We start from the raw sequence: 17,601 nt of genomic DNA, 5'->3' as shown, positions 1-17,601 counted from the left end.
AACGGTTATCGGGTGGGCGTTTGACGAATGACTTCGACCAGCGTCCACCGCATGCTCGAAGCGTCGGCGGGCGGGTTGTCGACAGGCTCGCCGTGAATTTTCACGCGGTATTCTACGCCGGGCTTCCAGTCGAAGCCATCGATGTGCGCGTACCAGAGTTCCCACGGGGCTTTGCCCGAATCGTCGGCGTTACGTACGCGCAGACACTTACGCGGACCCACGCCCACGCAGTCGGCCATTTGCGAGTCGACATCCAGCACGCGATCTTCCGTTTTGCTCGTACCGACAGCGCCACTGGTGCCAGCGATCGGTCGATTGAGCAGCGTTTGCGACGCATACGTGAGCGTCTCGCCGCCCGGGGCACTCAGAATCAGTTGCGTGTCGCGACGCTCGAAGCGCGAGACGCGCGGCAGTGTCTTGAGATAGCGATCTTCGAACGCCATCGAGTCGGGGCAGGCCATGCGTGTCGAGGCAGGCGCTTGCAGCGTGACTTGCCCGTTCGCCGGGCCGACCGTGTACTGACCAAAAATGCGGTTGCATCCGCCGGTGCCCGAGAAGGCGCCCTTGTCGTTGAAGGTCAGATTGATCACGCGTCCTTCGGGCAGGCTCGGAATATCGCCGGCGCCTTCCCAGCGGACCAACTGCCAGGTGCCGATAATGTCGGCGGGCGCAGTCGCCGCGGCGGGTGCGTTGCTATCGGTGGTCGCCGAAGGGTTGGCACCGCCTCCGGACGGTGCAGCACAACCGGCAAGCAGGGCGGCGGGCACGAGCAACATCGCGAGATACGAGGCAAACGAGGAGGGTAGACGTTGGGTCATGATCTTGTGTCAGCGGAGTGAGGGAGAGGGCAGGGACGGCGCAAATGTCACGCGGGGCAGGTGGTGATACGCCCGGGCGTAGCCGTGAATACCGTGGGATGTTGACCGATAGGAGGTCAAGTCAGTTCCTTTCTTGACGCTGCGGCGCACGCTGAATGGGGGCGCCAGTGGTTGTCGAGTCGGCATCGCAGGCCCCTACGGTTTGCGGTATGTGATGCGGTAGATGGCACCGGCGTAATCGTCGCTGATGAGTAGCGAGCCATCGGGCAGTGTCAGGAGATCGACGGGGCGGCCCCAGACCGATTCGTCGGCGCCGAGCCAGCCCTGTGCGAAGACGTCTTGCTTGACCACGTTGTTTTTGGCATCGAGTACGACGCGCACGACGCGATATCCGACTTTGCGGGATCGGTTCCAGGAGCCGTGTTCTGCAATGAAAATGTTGCCGCGATACTCCTCGGGGAATTGCTTGCCTGTATAGAAGCGCATGCCGAGGGCGGCAACGTGAGCGCCAAGCTTCGCCATCGGTGGTGTGAATGAAGTGCAGGATTTTTCGCGGCCGAAGTCGGGGTCGGGAACGTCGCCTGCATGGCAATAAGGGAAGCCGAAGTGCTCACCGGCGCGTGTGAGACGGTTAAGTTTGTCGTCCGGGACGTCGTCACCCATCATGTCGCGGCCGTTGTCGGTAAACCACAACGTATTGGTGCCCGGCTGCCAGTCGAAACCGACGGTGTTGCGCACTCCGCGGGCTACGACGCGCCAGTCACTGCCGTCCGGTTTCATGCTGCCGATCATGGCGTAGCGGTTTTCATCGCGTTTGCATACGTTGCACGGCGCGCCGACACCGACGTACAAGCGCTGATCGGGGCCGAATGCGATGTAACGCCAGCCATGGTGGGTTTCCGCCGGGAGTTTGGCGTAGACGACCGTGGGCTGGCCTGGGTTGTCCAGCCGGTCTTCGATGTTGTCGAGCCGCAGGATGCGCGAGACCGCTGATATATATAGGGCGCCATCGCGCATGGCGACACCGACCGGCATATTCAGGCCCGATGCGATAGTTCGCACTTTCGCTGCATAGGCGCGCGACGGGTCGAGTGTGATCGCATAGACGTTACCTTCGCCGCGACTGCCGACAAACAGTGTCCCCTTAGGGCCAAGGACCATGCCGCGTGCGCCGGGAAGCTGATCGGAGAGGACTTCGACGTAGAAGCCCGGGGGGAGTACGAGCCGCTCGATAGGGAGCGCGTCGCGCGCCCGGGCCAAGGTGGGGGCGAGTGCCAGGAGGCCGGTGAGCAGGTAGAGCAAGCGCCGTGCGAGCGGGCTGAATCGGGAGAGCGCCTGGGCGGGCCTTGTTGGCCGGTATCGCCAGGGCGCGTACTGCCATCCATCGGAAAATCGTCGCATGCCGGACTCGCTTCTCGCACAGGATGCGAGCATTGTAGACCAGCGGCGAGGTGCGTCGGCGGTGTCGTGCGCCCGGCGCAATGGGGGCGGGGCACGGCGCGATCTCGACGGCTTCACGGGATGTGTTTGTTTTGACGAGGTTTTTGCGCTATAATCACGCGTTTTCTGTCCGAACACTTCTGGATTCAAGGATTTATTATGGTCGTTATCCGCCTGGCTCGCGGCGGCGCGAAGAAGCGCCCGTTCTACAACATCGTTGCTACCGATTCGCGTAATCGCCGCGATGGCCGCTTTATCGAGCGTATTGGCTTCTACAACCCGGTCGCCGCTGAAGGCACGGAAGGTCTGCGCATCGCTCAAGACCGTCTGACCTACTGGCAAGGCGTTGGCGCACAACTGTCGCCGACCGTGGCTCGCCTGATCAAGCAAGCTCCGAAGGCTGCTGCCTAAGCTTTTGCTGATCAAGCAGTACGCATTGCTGTCGGGTTTCCGATGGCATAAGAATTGAACGGCGCTGCCTGTTCCGGAGTGATCTGGAGCAGGCAGCGCCGTGTGTTCGTCTCAACGTTGGATTGGCATGGTTCGTAACGCTCGACCCGCACGTGCGCGGGTACCGCTGAAAATCGGTGCTGACGCGCGAGGTGCCGCTGGCACGAGCGCGGCGCAGGTGCTCGCACCTGTCACCGAAGTGCCCGACGATCTCGTCGAACTTGGCTATATCGGTGACGCGTACGGCATTCGCGGCTGGATCAAGGTGCAGCCGCACGGGGGCGACGGCGGAGGTTTGCTGTCTGCCGATAGCTGGTATCTCCAGCGTCCCGGCGACTCGACTTATACCAAGGCGAAAGTGCTGCAAAGCCGGGGACACTCCGGCACCGTCGTCGCGCAATTGCGCGGCAGCGACAGCCGCACGGCCGCCGAAGCGCTCAAAGGGTTGCAAGTTTGGGTGCCGCGCAGTGCGTTTCCAACGGCTGACGAAGACGAGTTTTACTGGGTCGACCTCATCGGCGCTCAGGTAACGAATCTCCAGGACGAATCGCTCGGTACGGTCGTCGGTTTGCTCGACAACGGGGTGCATACCGTGTTGCGAGTGGCCTATGAGGTACCGGCGGCTGATGGCAAACCGGCGAAGACCGCCGAGCGCCTGATTCCCTTCGTTGGCCAGTATGTGCAGACCGTCGATACCGAGGCGGGGCGCATTGTGGCTGATTGGGGTCTCGATTACTGAGATGACCGAATGACCGCCCCGGACAAATTTGGCCTGGGCACCTCTGGACGGAACCGGCCTGATGCAGTTTGACGTCGTCACGCTATTTCCCGAGATGTTTCGGGCACTGACCGACTGGGGCGTTACCAGCCGGGCACTCAAGCAGTCGCGTTACGACCTGCGGTTTTGGAATCCGCGTGATTTCACGCACAACAACTACCGTACGGTCGACGATCGTCCGTATGGCGGTGGGCCGGGCATGGTCATGCTCGCCAAGCCGCTAGAAGACGCGATCGCTGCCGCGAAAGCCGCACAGGCGCAAGCCGGTGTTGCACGTGGGCGTGTGCTGTTGATGTCTCCGCAAGGCAAGCCGCTGACCCATCGCCGGGTGACGGAATTGCGTGAGCAGGAGCAGGGTCTGATTCTGCTGTGCGGACGTTACGAGGCCATCGACCAGCGTCTGGTTGATCGTGTCGTGGACGAGGAAGTCAGCGTCGGCGATTTTGTGTTGTCGGGGGGCGAATTGCCCGCGATGGCGCTGATGGACTCGCTGATTCGACTGCTGCCTGGCGTGTTGAATGACTCGCAGTCGGCCGAGCAAGACAGCTTCGTGAATGGCTTGCTCGACTGCCCGCACTACACGCGGCCTGAAGAATACGAAGGTGTGCGCGTGCCCGACGTACTGCTGGGTGGGCACCACGCCGAGATTGAAAAGTGGCGGCGCCGCGAGGCGTTGACCAATACCTGGCGCAAGCGTCCCGATATGATCGAGAGCGCGCGTGCCAACGGATTGCTCAGTCGTGCCGATGAGGCATGGCTGGCAAGCCTCGCCGCCGATTCGTCGGCGAAGTAGGCAAAGGGTGTCGCCATGGGGGCGGCATTCGGTTTGAACCCATCCTCTGTCGGGGCCGGCATGCCGGTAGAACGCCGATACGATGGCACAAGGAGTTGTAAATGAATCTGATCGCACAGATCGAGCAAGAAGAAATCGCGCGTTTGACCACGAGCAAGACGATCCCCGAATTCGCCCCGGGCGATACCGTGATCGTTAACGTGAACGTGGTTGAAGGTACCCGCAAGCGTGTGCAGGCTTACGAAGGCGTCGTGATCGCCAAGCGTAACCGTGGCCTGAACTCGGCGTTCATCGTGCGCAAGATTTCGTCGGGTGAAGGCGTTGAGCGTACGTTCCAGACGTACTCGCCGCTGATCGCCAGCATCGAAGTCAAGCGTCGTGGTGACGTTCGTCGCGCCAAGCTGTACTACCTGCGTGAGCGTTCGGGCAAGTCGGCACGTATCAAGGAAAAGCTCACGTACAAGAGCAAGACCGTCGCTGCCGAGTAAGTCGGACGCTGCCATACCCGGCGACCTCGTGGCCGGGCATAGCAAAAGCCGCATGGAAAAAGCACCCCTTCGGGGTGCTTTTTTCGTATGTGGCGGTGCCGCACCAACGTCGCATCGCGTGAATTACCCCCTGAAGCAGCTTTTTCTTCCCGGATACGAAGTCGACGCTTCCCCGGTAAAATAGCGAAGTTATTCATCGTGCAAAGGCCTACGTGGCGCCACCTCTGATCCTGCATCCCGAAGCGTTACCCATCGTCTCGACGGGCGAGGGTGAGCCCGCGGTGCCGGCAGATCGGCTGACCCCGATGGCGCTGCGCGATCGCCTCGCCCGTCCACCTATCTGGACCCCCGATGCGGGTGCCATCGAAGTTGTCTCACCGCCGCTTTTCACCCCACGTGCTGCTGCTGTGCTGGTTCCCTTGGTCATGCGGCCGCACGGCACGACGGTGCTGCTGACGCAACGCACCCAGCATCTGAGCACGCACGCCGGACAAGTGAGTTTCCCGGGCGGCAGTCGTGAGCCCGACGATCCGACACCCATCGCGACGGCGTTGCGCGAATCGCGTGAGGAGATTGGGCTCGACTCCGGCGCGGTCGAAGTGATCGGGCGGCTACCCGACTATGTCACCGGCACCGGTTTCCGAGTCGCGCCGGTGGTGGGCTTGGTCAGGCCACCTGTCGAGCTCGTCGCCGATGCGGGCGAAGTCGACGAGATCTTTGAAGTCCCACTCGACTTCCTGATGAACCCGGCGCACCACCAGATTCGTGTCTTCAACTATCAAGTTGGGGAACGGCGCTTCTATGCCATGCCGTATCCGCGACCGGCCGGCGGCGAGTATTTCATCTGGGGGGCGACGGCCGGTATGCTGCGCAACTTCTATCAACTGCTGCGAGCCTGACGCGTCAGCCACAAGGTCGCGCAATTTGTGTGCGCGAAATTGGCATTGCACGCGTCGCGAAGGCGCGTGGCACGGGCATTCGCGAGAAGCTGTGCTATCGTTACGTCATTCCGTCCGGTGACCCGATCGCACGCATGACATTCTTTTCGGTACTCCTCGCGCTGATCCTCGAGCAGGTGCGTGCGCTCTCCACGCAAAACCCGATCTACAACCTGATCCGCTCCCACGCGACACACACTTCGCAATCGTTCGATGCCGGGCAACCTCGGCACGGCGTGCTGGCATGGCTGGTCGTTGTGGTGCCGTTCGTGTTGGTGGTCGGGGTGATCTATTACCTGCTCATGCGGGTGAATATCCTGTTGGGCTTTGCGTGGAACGTGTTGATCGTCTATCTGACGATGGGTTTTCGGCAGTTCAGCCACTATTTCACTGACATTCACGTCGCGCTCAACAACGACAACGTCAACGAAGCGCGCGAAATTCTCCGCCAGTGGATCGGTATCGATACGGTCGACATGCCAGTGGACGAGATCGTGCGGCACACGCTGCTGCAAGCGGTCATCGCGTCGCACCGCCACGTTTTCGGCGTGTTCTTCTGGTTCCTGATTCCGATTGGCCCGGCGGGCGCTGTGCTGTACCGTCTCGCAGAATATCTGTCGCGTCGCTGGACCGAGCCCGCACCTGACCGCAGTCCGGCATTTGGTTCGTTTGCGCGTAAGGCGTTCTACGTGATCGACTGGGTGCCCGCACGCATGACGGCCGTGGGCTTCGCCATCGTGGGCAATTTCGAAGACGCCATTTACGCTTGGCGGCACTACGCCAAGCAGTGGCCGAACGAGAACGAAGGCATTTTGCTCGCCGCCGGTAGTGGCGCGTTGGGCGCGCGGCTGACTGGGCCGTTGGCTGAGGTTTCGAGTGTCGATGCCTTGAATCAAGGTGACGATGCGGTGCTGCCGGTCGGTGGCGAATGCACGCCGCGTACGCTTCAGGCGGCAGTCGGGCTGGTATGGCGTGCCGTCTTGCTGTGGATGCTGCTGCTCTTGCTGCTGACGCTGGCTGTCTGGCTCGGTTGATTCCCGGCAGAACGAAACAAAAAAACCCCGCAAAAGCGGGGTTTTTTGTTTCTCACGAGCTAACAGGCCACCCGAATCAGTACGGGATTTCCTGCTCCGACTCGTGCACCAGTTGCGCATAGAGCGCGTGACGCTGTTCGGAGATTCGCCCATCGGCCACGGCTTCGAGAATGGCGCAGCCCGGCTCTTTCAGGTGGTGGCAGTTGTAGAACCGGCAGCCGGTGAGCAGCGGGCGAAACTCCGGGAAGGCACGCTCCAACACGCCTTCCTTGAGGTGGTGAAGACCGAATTCCTGAAACCCCGGTGAGTCGATCAGCAGCCCGCCTTCTGGCAGATGGAAGATACGAGTAAACGTCGTCGTGTGCTTGCCGGAATTCAGCACGGTGGAGATCTCGCGCGTAGCGGCATCTGCATTGGGTACGAGCAGGTTCACAAGGCTCGATTTCCCCATGCCAGACTGTCCCAACAGCAGCGACGCCTTATGTGCCAGGCGCGGCAAGAGCATTGCCTTGGCCGCCTCAGGATCGGCGCGCACCGACAGTTCCAGCACTTCGTAGCCCAACGCCCGATAGGGCGCCAAGCGTTCGCGTGCGGCTGGCAAAGCCGCGACAACGTCCGTCTTGTTGAGCACGACGAGCGGGTGCAGTTCATTCGCCTCGGCAGCGACGAGCGCTCGGCCGAGCAAATCTTCGCTGAAGTACGGTTCGGTCCCGAGCATGATCACCAACTGATCGATGTTCGACGCAAACAGTTTGCTTTTGAACTGGTCCGAGCGATACAGCAGATTACGTCGCGGCAGAATCTCCTCGATCACGCCCTGATCGCCGGTACGCGCCCAAGCCACTTCGTCGCCCACGGCAATTTCGCTTTTCTTGCCGCGGGGGAAACACAGGACGGTTTCCCCGTCATCGGCTTCCACCACGTAGTGACGTCCATGCGCGGCGGCGACTCGGCCGAGGCGACGGGCTTCTGCGGGCGTGGCGGCCGGTGCCGCTTTCACTTTCGAACTGCGCTTCATGCGTGCCCCAGCAGTCGGTCGATGCGCTGCGAGGCGGGCGGGTGCGAGTAGTAGAACGCGGTGTAGACAGGGTCGGGTGTGAGCGTCGAGGCGTTGTCCTGATAAAGCTTAACCAGCGCGTTGACGAGGTCGCTCGCCTGCGTTTGGCTGGCGGCGAAGGCGTCGGCTTCGAACTCGTGCTTGCGCGACGTCAGGCTGCTTAGTGGGCTGGCGAAGAAACCAAAGACCGGCAGTACCAAGAAGAAGAGCACCAGCGCTAACGCATTGTTGCTGCCCGTCATCGACGGGAGGACGCCAAGCTCTGTATAGAACCAAGTGCGCCCGGCAAGCCAGCCGAGCAGGGCGAGGAAGGCGAGCGAGAGTGCGAACGCGACCGCGAGACGCTTGGTGATATGACGGCGTTTGAAGTGACCCAACTCGTGCGCGAGTACCGCCTCGATTTCTTCCGGCGACAGGCGCTCGATCAGCGTGTCGAAGAATACGATGCGCTTTGCACGCCCAAACCCGCTGAAGTAGGCGTTACCGTGCGCGGAGCGCTTCGAGCCGTCCATGACAAACAGCCCGCGTGCTGCGAAGCCGCAGCGCTGCATCAGTCCTTCGATGCGCTGGGCCAGCGAAACATCCGTAAGCGGTTCGAACTTGTTGAACATTGGCGCGATAACGTGCGGGAAGATGAATTGGACGAATAGATTGAACGCCACCCACACCACCCACGTGTACAGCCACCACATCGGCCCGGCGCGCTCCATCAGCCACAAAACCACGAACAGCAGCGGCAGGCCCAGCACGACGCCGATGGCGGTGCCTTTGATCAGATCGACGATAAACAGGCCAATCGACATGCGATTGAACCCGAACCGTTGTTCGATCACAAACTGGCGCACGTACGTGAACGGCAGATCCACGAGGCCGGAGATGAGCAGCACTGCGCCGATCAGCGCGATCTGCGCGACGTAGCCTTCGCCCAGCCATTCGGTGATGCCGATATGTAGCAGGTTCAGGCCGCCGAGCAGGGTGAGGGCGACGAGCAGCACCGCCTGCGCAAAGATTTCGGCCATGCCGAGCCGCGTGCGCGCCACCGTGTAGTCGGCCGCGCGCTGGTGATCGGTCAGTGTGATCGTGCCGGCGAAACGCTCGGGGACAGCGGCACGATGGGCAACCACATGGCGGATCTGGCGGGCCGCCAGCCACAGCTTGGTCATGACCATGGCCAGCAGGAAGATCACGAAGAGATAAGTGAACATGCGCCTAAGAGGAATCTGAAGTATGCGAGAATTATAAGTTCTTTCGACCGGCCAGGCGCCTTACCGGTCGCCTACCGACGCGTTTTACAGAGTCTTCCGATCATGTCTGCCATTCCATCCCAAAATTCCGCATCTGCCGAAGGCGAAACGACGCTCGCGCGTGCCGAGTTCAATCTGGTCTGGCTCGATATGGAAATGACCGGTTTGCAGCCCGATAGCGACCGAATCATCGAAGTTGCCGTCGTGGTCACCGATTCGGCCTTGACGCGTCGCATCGAAGGCCCGGTTTTCGCGATTCACCAGTCCGACGCCGTGCTCGACGGCATGGACGACTGGAACAAGGGCACCCACGGCCGTTCGGGGCTGATCGACCGCGTGAAGGCGTCGACGGTCGACGAAGCCTCGGCCGAGGCGCAACTGATCGAGTTTCTGTCGCAGTACGTCCCGCCCAACAAGTCGCCGATGTGCGGCAATTCGATTTGTCAGGACCGCCGCTTCATGGCGCGTTACATGCCGAAGCTCGAAGCGTTTTTCCACTACCGCAATCTCGACGTCAGCACGCTCAAAGAGTTGTGCCGCCGCTGGGAGCCCACGGTCTACAAGGGTTTCAGCAAGCGCGCCGCGCATACGGCGCTGGCCGACATTCACGAATCGATCGACGAGCTCGTGTATTACCGCGAGCACTTCCTGAAGACGACGGTGCCGGGTAGCGACGCCGCCGCCTAAGTTCGGTCGATCAAGCCCCGTGAGCCAAACGAAAACGCCAGCAAGATGCTGGCGTTTTTCATTGAAGGTTACGACGAAGCGGCAAAGGCGAAGGACGCAAGCCCATCGCCTGCGTTGTCCGTGTGTCTCATCTCACGCAGGCTTCGGCGCACGAATCGCCGATTTCGGACGGAATGCCTTGCACACGGTGTCGTCGGTTTCGATATACGGTCCACCGATCAGATCGATGCAGTAGGGCACAGCGGCGAAAATGCCAGGCACAACAGATTTGCCGTCGGCGTCGCGCAGTCCTTCCAGCGTTTCCTTGATCGACTTGGGCTGCCCCGGCAGATTGATGATCAACGCAGCGTGGGCCGGCGTTTCGCGGATGACGGCCACCTGACGCGACAGAATCGCCGTGGGCACGAAGCGCAGGCTGATCTGGCGCATTTGCTCGCCGAACCCCGGCATTTCCTTCGTGCCGGCCTGCAACGTGGCTTCGGGGGTCACGTCGCGCCGCGACGGGCCGGTGCCCCCAGTGGTGAGCACCAGATCGCACTGCATCGTGTCGACGAGTTCGATCAGCGTGGCCGTGATGCCCTGCGCATCGTCGGGAATCAAGCGGGTTTCGGCCACCCACGGGGACGTCAGGGCGCTGCCGAGCCAGGCCTGCAATGCCGGGATGCCCTGATCCTCATAGGTCCCTTGGCTGGCACGGTCGCTGATCGAGACCAACCCGACGCGCAATTCGTCCGGATGCGCGCGCGCGATCATCGATCGTCCTCACGCACTGGGAATTCCGGCAGGTCGTCTTCGGCGTCGTCCGAGTTTTCGTTGCTAGCGCCGGTGCCCAGCAGATCCTTGAGCGCCTGAAACAGCTCGCGGAATGCCTTTGGCGGCTTCTGAGCGGCTTGCTCGCGGCGCGCGTTACGAATGAGGGTGCGAAGGTGCTGGCCGTCGACGTCCGGGTGCTGCGCGAGCAGTTCCGTCAGGGCCTCGTCCTTGGCGATCAGGCGGTCGCGCCAGCGCTCCAGGGCGTGGAGCTTGGCGGTTTCGGCCTTCGAGACCCCCTTGATCACGTCGAGCGCGCGTTGAATCGCCTCGACTTCCGACTCATCGAGCGAGCGCATGACCTTCCCGACGTACTGCATCTGGCGGCGGCGGCCCTCGTGGGCGGTGATCTTGCGGCAGTCACGCACGGCTTGATCGAGTTTTTCGGACATCGGCACGCGCGCCAGCGCGTCCTTGGACAGGTTGACCAGTTCAGCGCCTAGATCCTGCAACGCATGCGATTCGCGCTTGCGCTGGGATTTGCTCGGGCCATCGTAGAGAGACTCGGGTTCGGCGGTGTGGTTGTTGCGGGGATTTTGCGTCATGGGCGCTATTGTAACGCGGCGAACGCCGTCCAAATAGTTGCAGCCACCGCATACGACGGCGCGCAAGTCGCGCTAAGATGGCGGTTCCTATTTAGCCACTGACCCAATCGCGCCGATGTCCCAAGCGACCCAGCACTTCACGCATACCCAGGACCAACTCAAGGAAATCGTCAGCGACGTACTGCAATACGCCCGTTCGCTCGGCGCTACCGACGCGGCTGCCGAAATTTCCGAGGGCGACGGCCTGTCGGTCTCGGTGCGGCGCGGCAAGGTCGAGACCATCGAGCGCAACCGCGACAAGCTCGTCGGCGTCTCGGTGTTCATCGGCCAGCGCCGTGGCAACGCCAGCACGTCGGATTTCTCCCGCAAGGCGCTGCACGACACGGTCGACGCCGCTTTCAACATTGCCCGCTTCACCGCCGAGGACGACTGCGCCGGTCTCGCCGAAACGGAACTGCTCGAGACGAACCCGCAGGATCTGTCGCTGTTCCACCCGTGGCGTATCACCGCCGACGACGCGGTCGAACTGGCCCGCCGCGCGGAGAAGAGCGCGCTGGACGTCAGCCCGCTCATCAAGAACTCCGAAGGCGCGAGCGTCTCCGCCCAGCATTCGCAATTCATGCTCGGCACGACGCGCGGCTTCCTGTCCGGTTACCCGTATTCGCGCCATTACCTGTCGGTCTCGCCCATCGCGGGCTCGGGCAGCCATATGCAACGCGACGATTGGTACACCTCCAAGCGTGCCGCCGAAGATCTGGCCTCGCCGGAAGCCGTGGGTCGCTATGCCGCCGAACGCGCTTTGGCGCGCCTGCACGCCCGCAAGCTCTCGACGCGCAAGTGCGCGGTGCTGTTCGAGGCACCGCTCGCCGCCGGTCTGCTGGGCGCTTTCGTACAAGGCGTGAGCGGCGGTGCGCTGTATCGCAAAGCCACGTTCCTTGTGGATACGCTCGGCAAGCCGGTATTTGCCGATCACGTGGGTATTCATGAAGACCCACACGTGCCGCGTGCCATGGGCAGCGCCCCGTACGACGAGGAAGGCGTGAAGACCCGCGCCCGCGATGTGGTGACCGACGGCGTGGTGCAGGGCTACTTCCTCTCGACGTACTCGGCCCGCAAGCTCGGCATGCAGACGACCGGTAACGCCGGTGGCTCGCACAACCTGCGCATGTACAGCAAGCTCACCGCGCCGACCGACGATTTCCGCGCCATGCTGCGCAAGCTCGGCACGGGCCTCCTCGTCACGGAACTGATGGGGCAGGGCGTGAACTACGTGACCGGCGATTACTCGCGCGGTGCGTCGGGTTTCTGGGTCGAAAATGGCGAAATTCAGTATCCGGTCGAGGAAATCACGCTGGCGGGCAACCTGAACGACATGTTCCGTCAGATTGTCGCCATCGGCGCCGACACGCTCGTGCGCGGCACGAAAGAGGTCGGGTCAATCCTGATTGAACAAATGACCATTGCTGGTCATTGATGCTGCGAAATCTCAATCTGGCGCCACAAACGCGTTGCATTTATGCGCCAGAGCGGGGCAAAAGCCCAATTGCCATGCCCGTTCGCGATAGTTTGCGTTATCCTTAGGGGTTTTCTTAAACCACGGTTTAAGAACGGATACGGTAGTTAGGGTAATGGGCGCGCTCACAAGGCGCGCCTTCTCATAACTAGAGACTAGGTATTGGAGGAAGAGCACTCATGAAAAGCACCATGACCAAGTTGCTGGCCGCACTCGTCGCCACGGGGATGGTGGCTGCGGCCCACGCAGCCGATCTGAAAATCGGCGTGGCCGAGGCGCTGTCGGGCGGCGCTGCGCAGTATGGCGCAGCCATCAAGAACGGTTTCCAGCTCGCGGCTGACGAGATCAATGCCGCTGGCGGCGTGAACGGCAACAAGCTTGTGCTGCAAGTCGAAGACGAGCAGGGCAAGAAGGAAGAAGCGATCAACGTTTTCAAGAAGTTGATCTTCCAGGACAAGGTGCTGATGGTGTTCGGCCCCACGCTGTCGAATTCGGCACAGGCTGCCGACCCGATCGCGCAGCAGGGCAAGACGGTGGCCTTCGGCACGTCGAATACGGCTGACGGCATTACGTCGATCGGCGACTACGTCTTCCGTAACTCGGTGACCGAAGCCGACGTGCTGCCGGAGACCATCAAGGTCGCGGCCAAGCACGCGGGCATCAAGAAGGTCGCAGTGCTTTACGGCAATGACGACGTGTTCACCAAGAGCGGCTACGACAACTTCAAGAAGGCGCTGGAAGACCTGAAGATTCCGGTCACGACGACCGAGACGTTCGCCAAGGGCGACGTGGACTTCAAGGCCCAGCTCACGAAGATCAAGGCCAGCAACCCGGACGCCATTGTGCTGTCGGCGTTGATCGCCGAAGGCGCACCGATCATGGTGCAAGCCCGTCAACTGGGTATCAACGTGCCGTTTATCGGCGGCAACGGTATGAACTCGGTCAAGGTGTTCGATCTGGCCAAGGGCAGCTCGGACGGCCTGTGGGTGGGTAGCCCGTGGTCGATCGAGAACAACACGTCGGCCAATACCAAGTTCATCGCCGCTTACAAGGCGAAGTACTCGGTGTCGCCGGACCAGTTCGCGGCACAAGCGTACGACGCGATGTACATCGCCGCTGGCGCGCTCAAGAACGTGAAGATTTCGGGCAATCTGGAAGCGGATCGTAAGGCACTGCGCGATGCGCTGCCGAGCGTGACGCACGACGGCGCGACCGGCGCTTTCGCGTTCCGTCAGGCCATGGGCAAGAACGGCAAGCCGGCCGGCTATGACGCCAAGCAAGCGCCGATCGTCAGCGTGACGAAGGGCGGCAAGTACGTCATCGAGAAGTAAGCAGCCCGGCAGTACTTGAAGAAGTCCGCATGGGCGTAGGGCCGAAAGGCGCTACGCCCATCGGCGTTTCTGGCGCATGCCGCGCCCCCTCACGGCACGCGTCTTCGTCCCTCAGGCTGGAATACACACCATGCTGGAACAGCAACTCGTCAACGCGCTCTCCCTCGGGTGCGTGTACGCCTTGTTCGCGCTCGGGTTCACACTCGTGTTCGGCATTCTCGGCGTCATCAATCTCTCGCACGGCGCGGTCTTCATGGTCGGCGCGTACGCCGCCCTTCAGGCTGTCGCACGTCTGCATTTGCCGCTGTGGGCGGCCATCATCACGGCGGTGATCGTCAGCGGTTTGCTCGGGCTGCTCATCGACGTGCTCGTGCTCAAACCGTTGCGCAAACGCGGCGCGCCTCACCTGATTCCGATGATCGCCACCATCGGCGTGGGCATTCTGCTCAACAACGGTATTCAGGGCATTTTCGGTGCAGAGAACCTGCGCTTCCCGTACGAATTGGTCCCGCAAGACACCCTCACAGTGGCTGGCGTGCACATGACCGTGCTGGAACTGGTGATCATCTTCGTCTCGTTCGCCCTGATGGCGCTGCTCATCGCCACCATCAAGAAGACGCAACTGGGCCGCGCATTGCGCGCGATCGCCGAGTCGCCGAAGGCCGCTTACCTGCTGGGTATCAACGTCGAGGGCTTGTTTCTGGCCACGTCGTTTGCCGCTGCCGGGTTGGGCGGGATGGCGGGCGTGCTGATCGGTTTGTACTCGAACGCCGTGTTCCCGTTGATGGGCCAGCCGATGCTGCATAAGGGCATCGCGGTGATCATTCTGGGCGGCATGGGCGACATTCGCGGTGCCATGATCGGCGGCCTGTTCCTCGGCTTCGCCGAAGTGATGTCGGTGGCATACATCGGCTCGAACATGCGCGACGCCGTGGCGTTCGGCTTGTTGTTCCTGATCCTGCTGGTGCGTCCGCAGGGGTTGTTCGGCAAAGTGCTCGAACGCAAAGCGTAATTACGGGGGCGCAATGGACTGGTTCAATAATTTCTGGGCGGTGTACAGCAATTTGGTGCTGACGTTGGGCACCAATGCGCTGCTGGCGCTGTCGATTTACCTCACGCTCTCGTGCGGCATGCTCGCGATGGCCAACGCCGCATTCATGGGCATTGGCGCTTACACGGCGGCACTGCTGACGATGAACTACGAGATGCCGTTCGCGGTGTCGCTCGCTGGCGGCATGGCGGCACCGGCGTTGATCGCGTTCATCATCGGCAAGCCGACGCTGCGTCTGTCGGGCGTGTATCTGGCGATGGCCACGCTTGGCTTCGGCGAAGTGGTGCGCGTGCTGATCCTCAATACCGAAGACCTCACCGGTGGTGCGCTGGGCCTGAACGGCATTCCGCAACTCACGCAGTGGTGGCACGTGGCCGCGGCCGTGGTGATCACGCTGGTCGTGCTGTGGCGCCTGCGCCGCTCGAAGATCGGCCGTGCGTTCGAAGCCATCAAGGAAGATGAGACGGCAGCGGGCCTCATGGGCATCAACGTCACTGGCTACAAGATGCTGGCGTTCGTGCTGGGCGCGGTGCTGGCCGGTCTGGCCGGGGCGCTCAATGCCCATCTGACGTTCTTCATCGGCCCGAACGAGTACGGCTTCGACCGTGGCGTCGAGATTTTGACGATGGCCATTCTCGGCGGTATCAACGGTCTGGTGGGCCCGGTGCTCGGCAGCACGATTCTGACGCTGTTGCCGGAGATGCTGCGCGCGTTCAACGATTTCCGTCTGGTGGTCAACGGCCTGATTCTGGTGCTGATCGTGTTGTTCCTGCCCAAGGGCATTTGGGACCCCGCACGTTTTCGCCGGTGGTTCCGTTCCGGCAAGACGCGTTCGGCCTCTTCCACGTAACCGGACAGGGGACACGACATGCTCAAGCTGACTAATATTTCCAAGCGATTCGGCGGTCTGCACGTGTTGCAGGACGTCAATATCGAGGTGCCGCAGGGCACCATCTTCGGGCTGATCGGCCCGAACGGCGCCGGCAAGACGACGGTGTTCAACCTGATCACCGGTCTGCTGGCCCCCACGGGCGGCAGCATCACGTTCGATGGCGTGAGTCTGGTGGGCGAGAAGCCGCACAAGATTACGCAACGCGGCATTGCCCGCACGTTCCAGAACATCCGCATCTTCAAGGAGATGACGCTGATCGAGAACGTGGTGGTGGGGATGCATCGCCATCTCACGTATGGGCCGGCCGGTTTGCTGCTCTCTCTGCCGGGCTTTCGCGACATGGAGAAGCGCTCGCGTGAACGTGCGCACGAGTTGCTCTCGTGGGTGAAGCTCGATCACAAGGCGTACGACATTGCCGACAACCTCTCGTACGGCGATCAGCGCAAGCTCGAACTGGCGCGCGCGCTGGCGACCGAGCCGAAGCTGTTGCTGCTCGACGAGCCGGTGGCTGGTATGAACACGGGCGAGAAGGTCGATCTCATGAGCGAGATCGAGAACATCAAGGCGCGCGGTTACACGATCTTCATGATCGAGCACGACATGCGCTTCGTGATGGGCCTGTGCGAGCGCATCGCCGTGCTGAACTTCGGCCGCATCATCGCCGAAGGGAACCCGGACGAGATTAAAAACAACCCGCAGGTGATCGAGGCCTATCTGGGCCGCGATGACGATGAGGACATCGCCGCGCTGGCGGCCAGCGGGGAGGACAAGGTATGAGCGCATTGCTCGAAGTGAAGGGCCTGAAAGTGGCCTATGGGCATATCGAAGCTGTTAAGGGCGTCGATTTTGCGTTGCGCGAGCACGAGATTACGTCGCTCGTGGGTGCTAACGGTGCCGGTAAATCGACCACGCTGCTGGCGTTGTCCGGCCTCATCAAGAAGCAGTCGGGCACGATTCTGTTCGAAGGCGAGGACATTGGCGGTCTCGCCCCGAACAAGATCGTGCAGCGCGGGCTGGTGCAGGTGGCCGAAGGGCGCGCCACGCTCACGACGATGTCGGTGCGCGAGAACCTCGAACTCGGGGCCTACACACGCCGCGACCGGCAGAACATCAAGGCGGACCTCGACAAGGTACTGGAGCGATTCCCGCGACTGTCCGAGCGTCTCGATCAGATGGCCGGTAACTTGTCGGGCGGCGAGCAGCAGATGCTGGCGATTGGCCGTGCGTTGATGGCGCGTCCGCGTTTGCTGTTGCTCGACGAGCCGTCGATGGGCTTGGCACCGATCATCGTGCAGGGCATTTTCAACACGCTCAAGGAAATCAATGCCGATGGGCTGACGATCTTCCTCGTGGAGCAGAACGTGCGTCAGGCACTGAAGATTGCGCAGCACGGCTACGTGCTCGAGACCGGCAAGGTCGTGCTCGACGATACCGGCCGCAATCTGCTCAACAACCCGCGTGTGTTGGAGGCGTATCTGGGCGGTTGATGCCAGCGCCTAGCGATTGCCCGGCGGCCTCAAGCAGCCATCAAGCATTCATTAGGCAGCCAACAAGCGGCACTGACCCGATCACCGGGCAGTGCCGTTTTTTTGCGCGGACGGTTGCCAGCGCGCGTGGTCGCGCTTCGCCCCTGCGCGCCGACTCGCGCCACACCGCCTAACCGCCCGTAAGCTTGACCAATTGGCAGCCAGCGGGAATTGGTGCATGCTGCGTAGATTCGGTCTTGCCCGGC

General features: G+C 61.9%; 19 protein-coding genes. 13 read left to right on the top strand and 6 right to left on the bottom strand.

The annotated features are described in order from the left end of the window. Positions 1 to 5 precede the first annotated feature (5 nt). Positions 6 to 818 (bottom strand): META and DUF4377 domain-containing protein, encoded by an 813-nt coding sequence (locus PPN31114_RS08010; protein ID WP_150678865.1) that lies wholly within the window; start codon positions 816 to 818, stop codon positions 6 to 8. 195 nt (positions 819 to 1,013) lie between these two features. Continuing rightward, on the bottom strand, positions 1,014 to 2,219 hold the full coding sequence (locus tag PPN31114_RS08005) for a PQQ-dependent sugar dehydrogenase (protein WP_150679215.1): 1,206 nt from the start codon (positions 2,217 to 2,219) through the stop codon (positions 1,014 to 1,016). A gap of 198 nt (positions 2,220 to 2,417) precedes the next feature. On the opposite strand from PPN31114_RS08005, the gene rpsP reads away from it, so the two are divergent. From rpsP to PPN31114_RS07975, 6 genes are all read left to right on the top strand, one after another. Further along, a complete protein-coding gene (gene rpsP, locus PPN31114_RS08000) occupies positions 2,418 to 2,669 on the top strand; it encodes a 30S ribosomal protein S16 (RefSeq protein ID WP_058379480.1) in 252 nt (83 codons plus the stop codon). A 127-nt stretch (positions 2,670 to 2,796) separates the two neighbouring features. Then, positions 2,797 to 3,447, top strand: coding sequence for a ribosome maturation factor RimM (gene rimM / locus PPN31114_RS07995; RefSeq protein WP_150678864.1), 651 nt, complete (start codon positions 2,797 to 2,799; stop codon positions 3,445 to 3,447). Between the two features lie 61 nt (positions 3,448 to 3,508). Continuing rightward, the gene (trmD, locus tag PPN31114_RS07990; RefSeq protein ID WP_150678863.1) at positions 3,509 to 4,279 is read left to right on the top strand and encodes a tRNA (guanosine(37)-N1)-methyltransferase TrmD; all 771 of its coding nucleotides are present in this window, start codon (positions 3,509 to 3,511) and stop codon (positions 4,277 to 4,279) included. Between the two features lie 101 nt (positions 4,280 to 4,380). Further along, positions 4,381 to 4,767, top strand: coding sequence for a 50S ribosomal protein L19 (rplS, locus tag PPN31114_RS07985; protein WP_150678862.1), 387 nt, complete (start codon positions 4,381 to 4,383; stop codon positions 4,765 to 4,767). A gap of 281 nt (positions 4,768 to 5,048) precedes the next feature. Further along, positions 5,049 to 5,666 carry a CoA pyrophosphatase gene (locus tag PPN31114_RS07980; protein WP_150679214.1) on the top strand — a complete coding sequence of 206 codons (618 nt, stop codon included), beginning with the start codon at positions 5,049 to 5,051 and terminating at the stop codon, positions 5,664 to 5,666. A 134-nt stretch (positions 5,667 to 5,800) separates the two neighbouring features. Next, positions 5,801 to 6,739, top strand: a complete 939-nt coding sequence (locus PPN31114_RS07975; RefSeq protein WP_150679213.1) for a CobD/CbiB family protein — start codon at positions 5,801 to 5,803, stop codon at positions 6,737 to 6,739. Positions 6,740 to 6,815: 76 nt separating this feature from the next. Here PPN31114_RS07975 and rsgA read toward each other — a convergent pair whose 3' ends face one another. Both rsgA and PPN31114_RS07965 read right to left on the bottom strand, forming a co-directional pair. Beyond that, the gene (rsgA, locus tag PPN31114_RS07970; protein ID WP_150678861.1) at positions 6,816 to 7,757 is read right to left on the bottom strand and encodes a ribosome small subunit-dependent GTPase A; all 942 of its coding nucleotides are present in this window, start codon (positions 7,755 to 7,757) and stop codon (positions 6,816 to 6,818) included. Then, positions 7,754 to 9,001, bottom strand: a complete 1,248-nt coding sequence (locus tag PPN31114_RS07965) for a M48 family metallopeptidase (protein ID WP_150678860.1) — start codon at positions 8,999 to 9,001, stop codon at positions 7,754 to 7,756. The genes rsgA and PPN31114_RS07965 overlap by 4 nt, the downstream gene beginning before the upstream one ends. A 102-nt stretch (positions 9,002 to 9,103) precedes the next feature. On the opposite strand from PPN31114_RS07965, the gene orn reads away from it, so the two are divergent. Continuing rightward, entirely contained in the window at positions 9,104 to 9,727 is a 624-nt protein-coding gene (orn, locus tag PPN31114_RS07960; protein ID WP_150678859.1) for an oligoribonuclease, read from the top strand. A gap of 132 nt (positions 9,728 to 9,859) precedes the next feature. Here orn and mog read toward each other — a convergent pair whose 3' ends face one another. Together mog and yjgA are read right to left on the bottom strand one after the other, a co-directional pair. Then, complete coding sequence (gene mog / locus PPN31114_RS07955) at positions 9,860 to 10,480, bottom strand: molybdopterin adenylyltransferase (protein WP_150678858.1); 621 nt, start codon at positions 10,478 to 10,480, stop codon at positions 9,860 to 9,862. After that, positions 10,477 to 11,082 (bottom strand): ribosome biogenesis factor YjgA, encoded by a 606-nt coding sequence (gene yjgA, locus PPN31114_RS07950; RefSeq protein ID WP_150678857.1) that lies wholly within the window; start codon positions 11,080 to 11,082, stop codon positions 10,477 to 10,479. Before yjgA ends, mog begins: the two co-directional genes overlap by 4 nt. A gap of 115 nt (positions 11,083 to 11,197) precedes the next feature. Here yjgA and pmbA point away from each other — a divergent pair, with 115 nt between their 5' ends. The 6 genes from pmbA to PPN31114_RS07920 all read left to right on the top strand — a co-directional run bounded on the left by pmbA (position 11,198) and on the right by PPN31114_RS07920 (position 17,356). Then, positions 11,198 to 12,556, top strand: coding sequence for a metalloprotease PmbA (gene pmbA / locus PPN31114_RS07945; RefSeq protein ID WP_150678856.1), 1,359 nt, complete (start codon positions 11,198 to 11,200; stop codon positions 12,554 to 12,556). Between the two features lie 218 nt (positions 12,557 to 12,774). Next, positions 12,775 to 13,926, top strand: a complete 1,152-nt coding sequence (locus PPN31114_RS07940; RefSeq protein WP_150678855.1) for an ABC transporter substrate-binding protein — start codon at positions 12,775 to 12,777, stop codon at positions 13,924 to 13,926. A 130-nt stretch (positions 13,927 to 14,056) separates the two neighbouring features. Further along, on the top strand, positions 14,057 to 14,938 hold the full coding sequence (locus tag PPN31114_RS07935) for a branched-chain amino acid ABC transporter permease (RefSeq protein ID WP_150678854.1): 882 nt from the start codon (positions 14,057 to 14,059) through the stop codon (positions 14,936 to 14,938). Positions 14,939 to 14,951: 13 nt separating this feature from the next. Continuing rightward, complete coding sequence (locus PPN31114_RS07930) at positions 14,952 to 15,827, top strand: branched-chain amino acid ABC transporter permease (RefSeq protein ID WP_150678853.1); 876 nt, start codon at positions 14,952 to 14,954, stop codon at positions 15,825 to 15,827. An 18-nt stretch (positions 15,828 to 15,845) separates the two neighbouring features. Then, positions 15,846 to 16,646: an ABC transporter ATP-binding protein gene (locus PPN31114_RS07925; RefSeq protein ID WP_150678852.1), complete on the top strand. Its 801-nt coding sequence runs from the start codon at positions 15,846 to 15,848 to the stop codon at positions 16,644 to 16,646. Then, a complete protein-coding gene (locus PPN31114_RS07920; RefSeq protein ID WP_150678851.1) occupies positions 16,643 to 17,356 on the top strand; it encodes an ABC transporter ATP-binding protein in 714 nt (237 codons plus the stop codon). Before PPN31114_RS07925 ends, PPN31114_RS07920 begins: the two co-directional genes overlap by 4 nt. Positions 17,357 to 17,601 lie beyond the last annotated feature (245 nt).

The sequence above is a fragment of the Pandoraea pneumonica genome, assembly GCF_902459645.1.
Lineage (GTDB): Bacteria > Pseudomonadota > Gammaproteobacteria > Burkholderiales > Burkholderiaceae > Pandoraea > Pandoraea pneumonica.
Note: the sequence above shows the minus strand (reverse complement) of the source record. Positions and strands in the feature narration are given on the sequence as shown.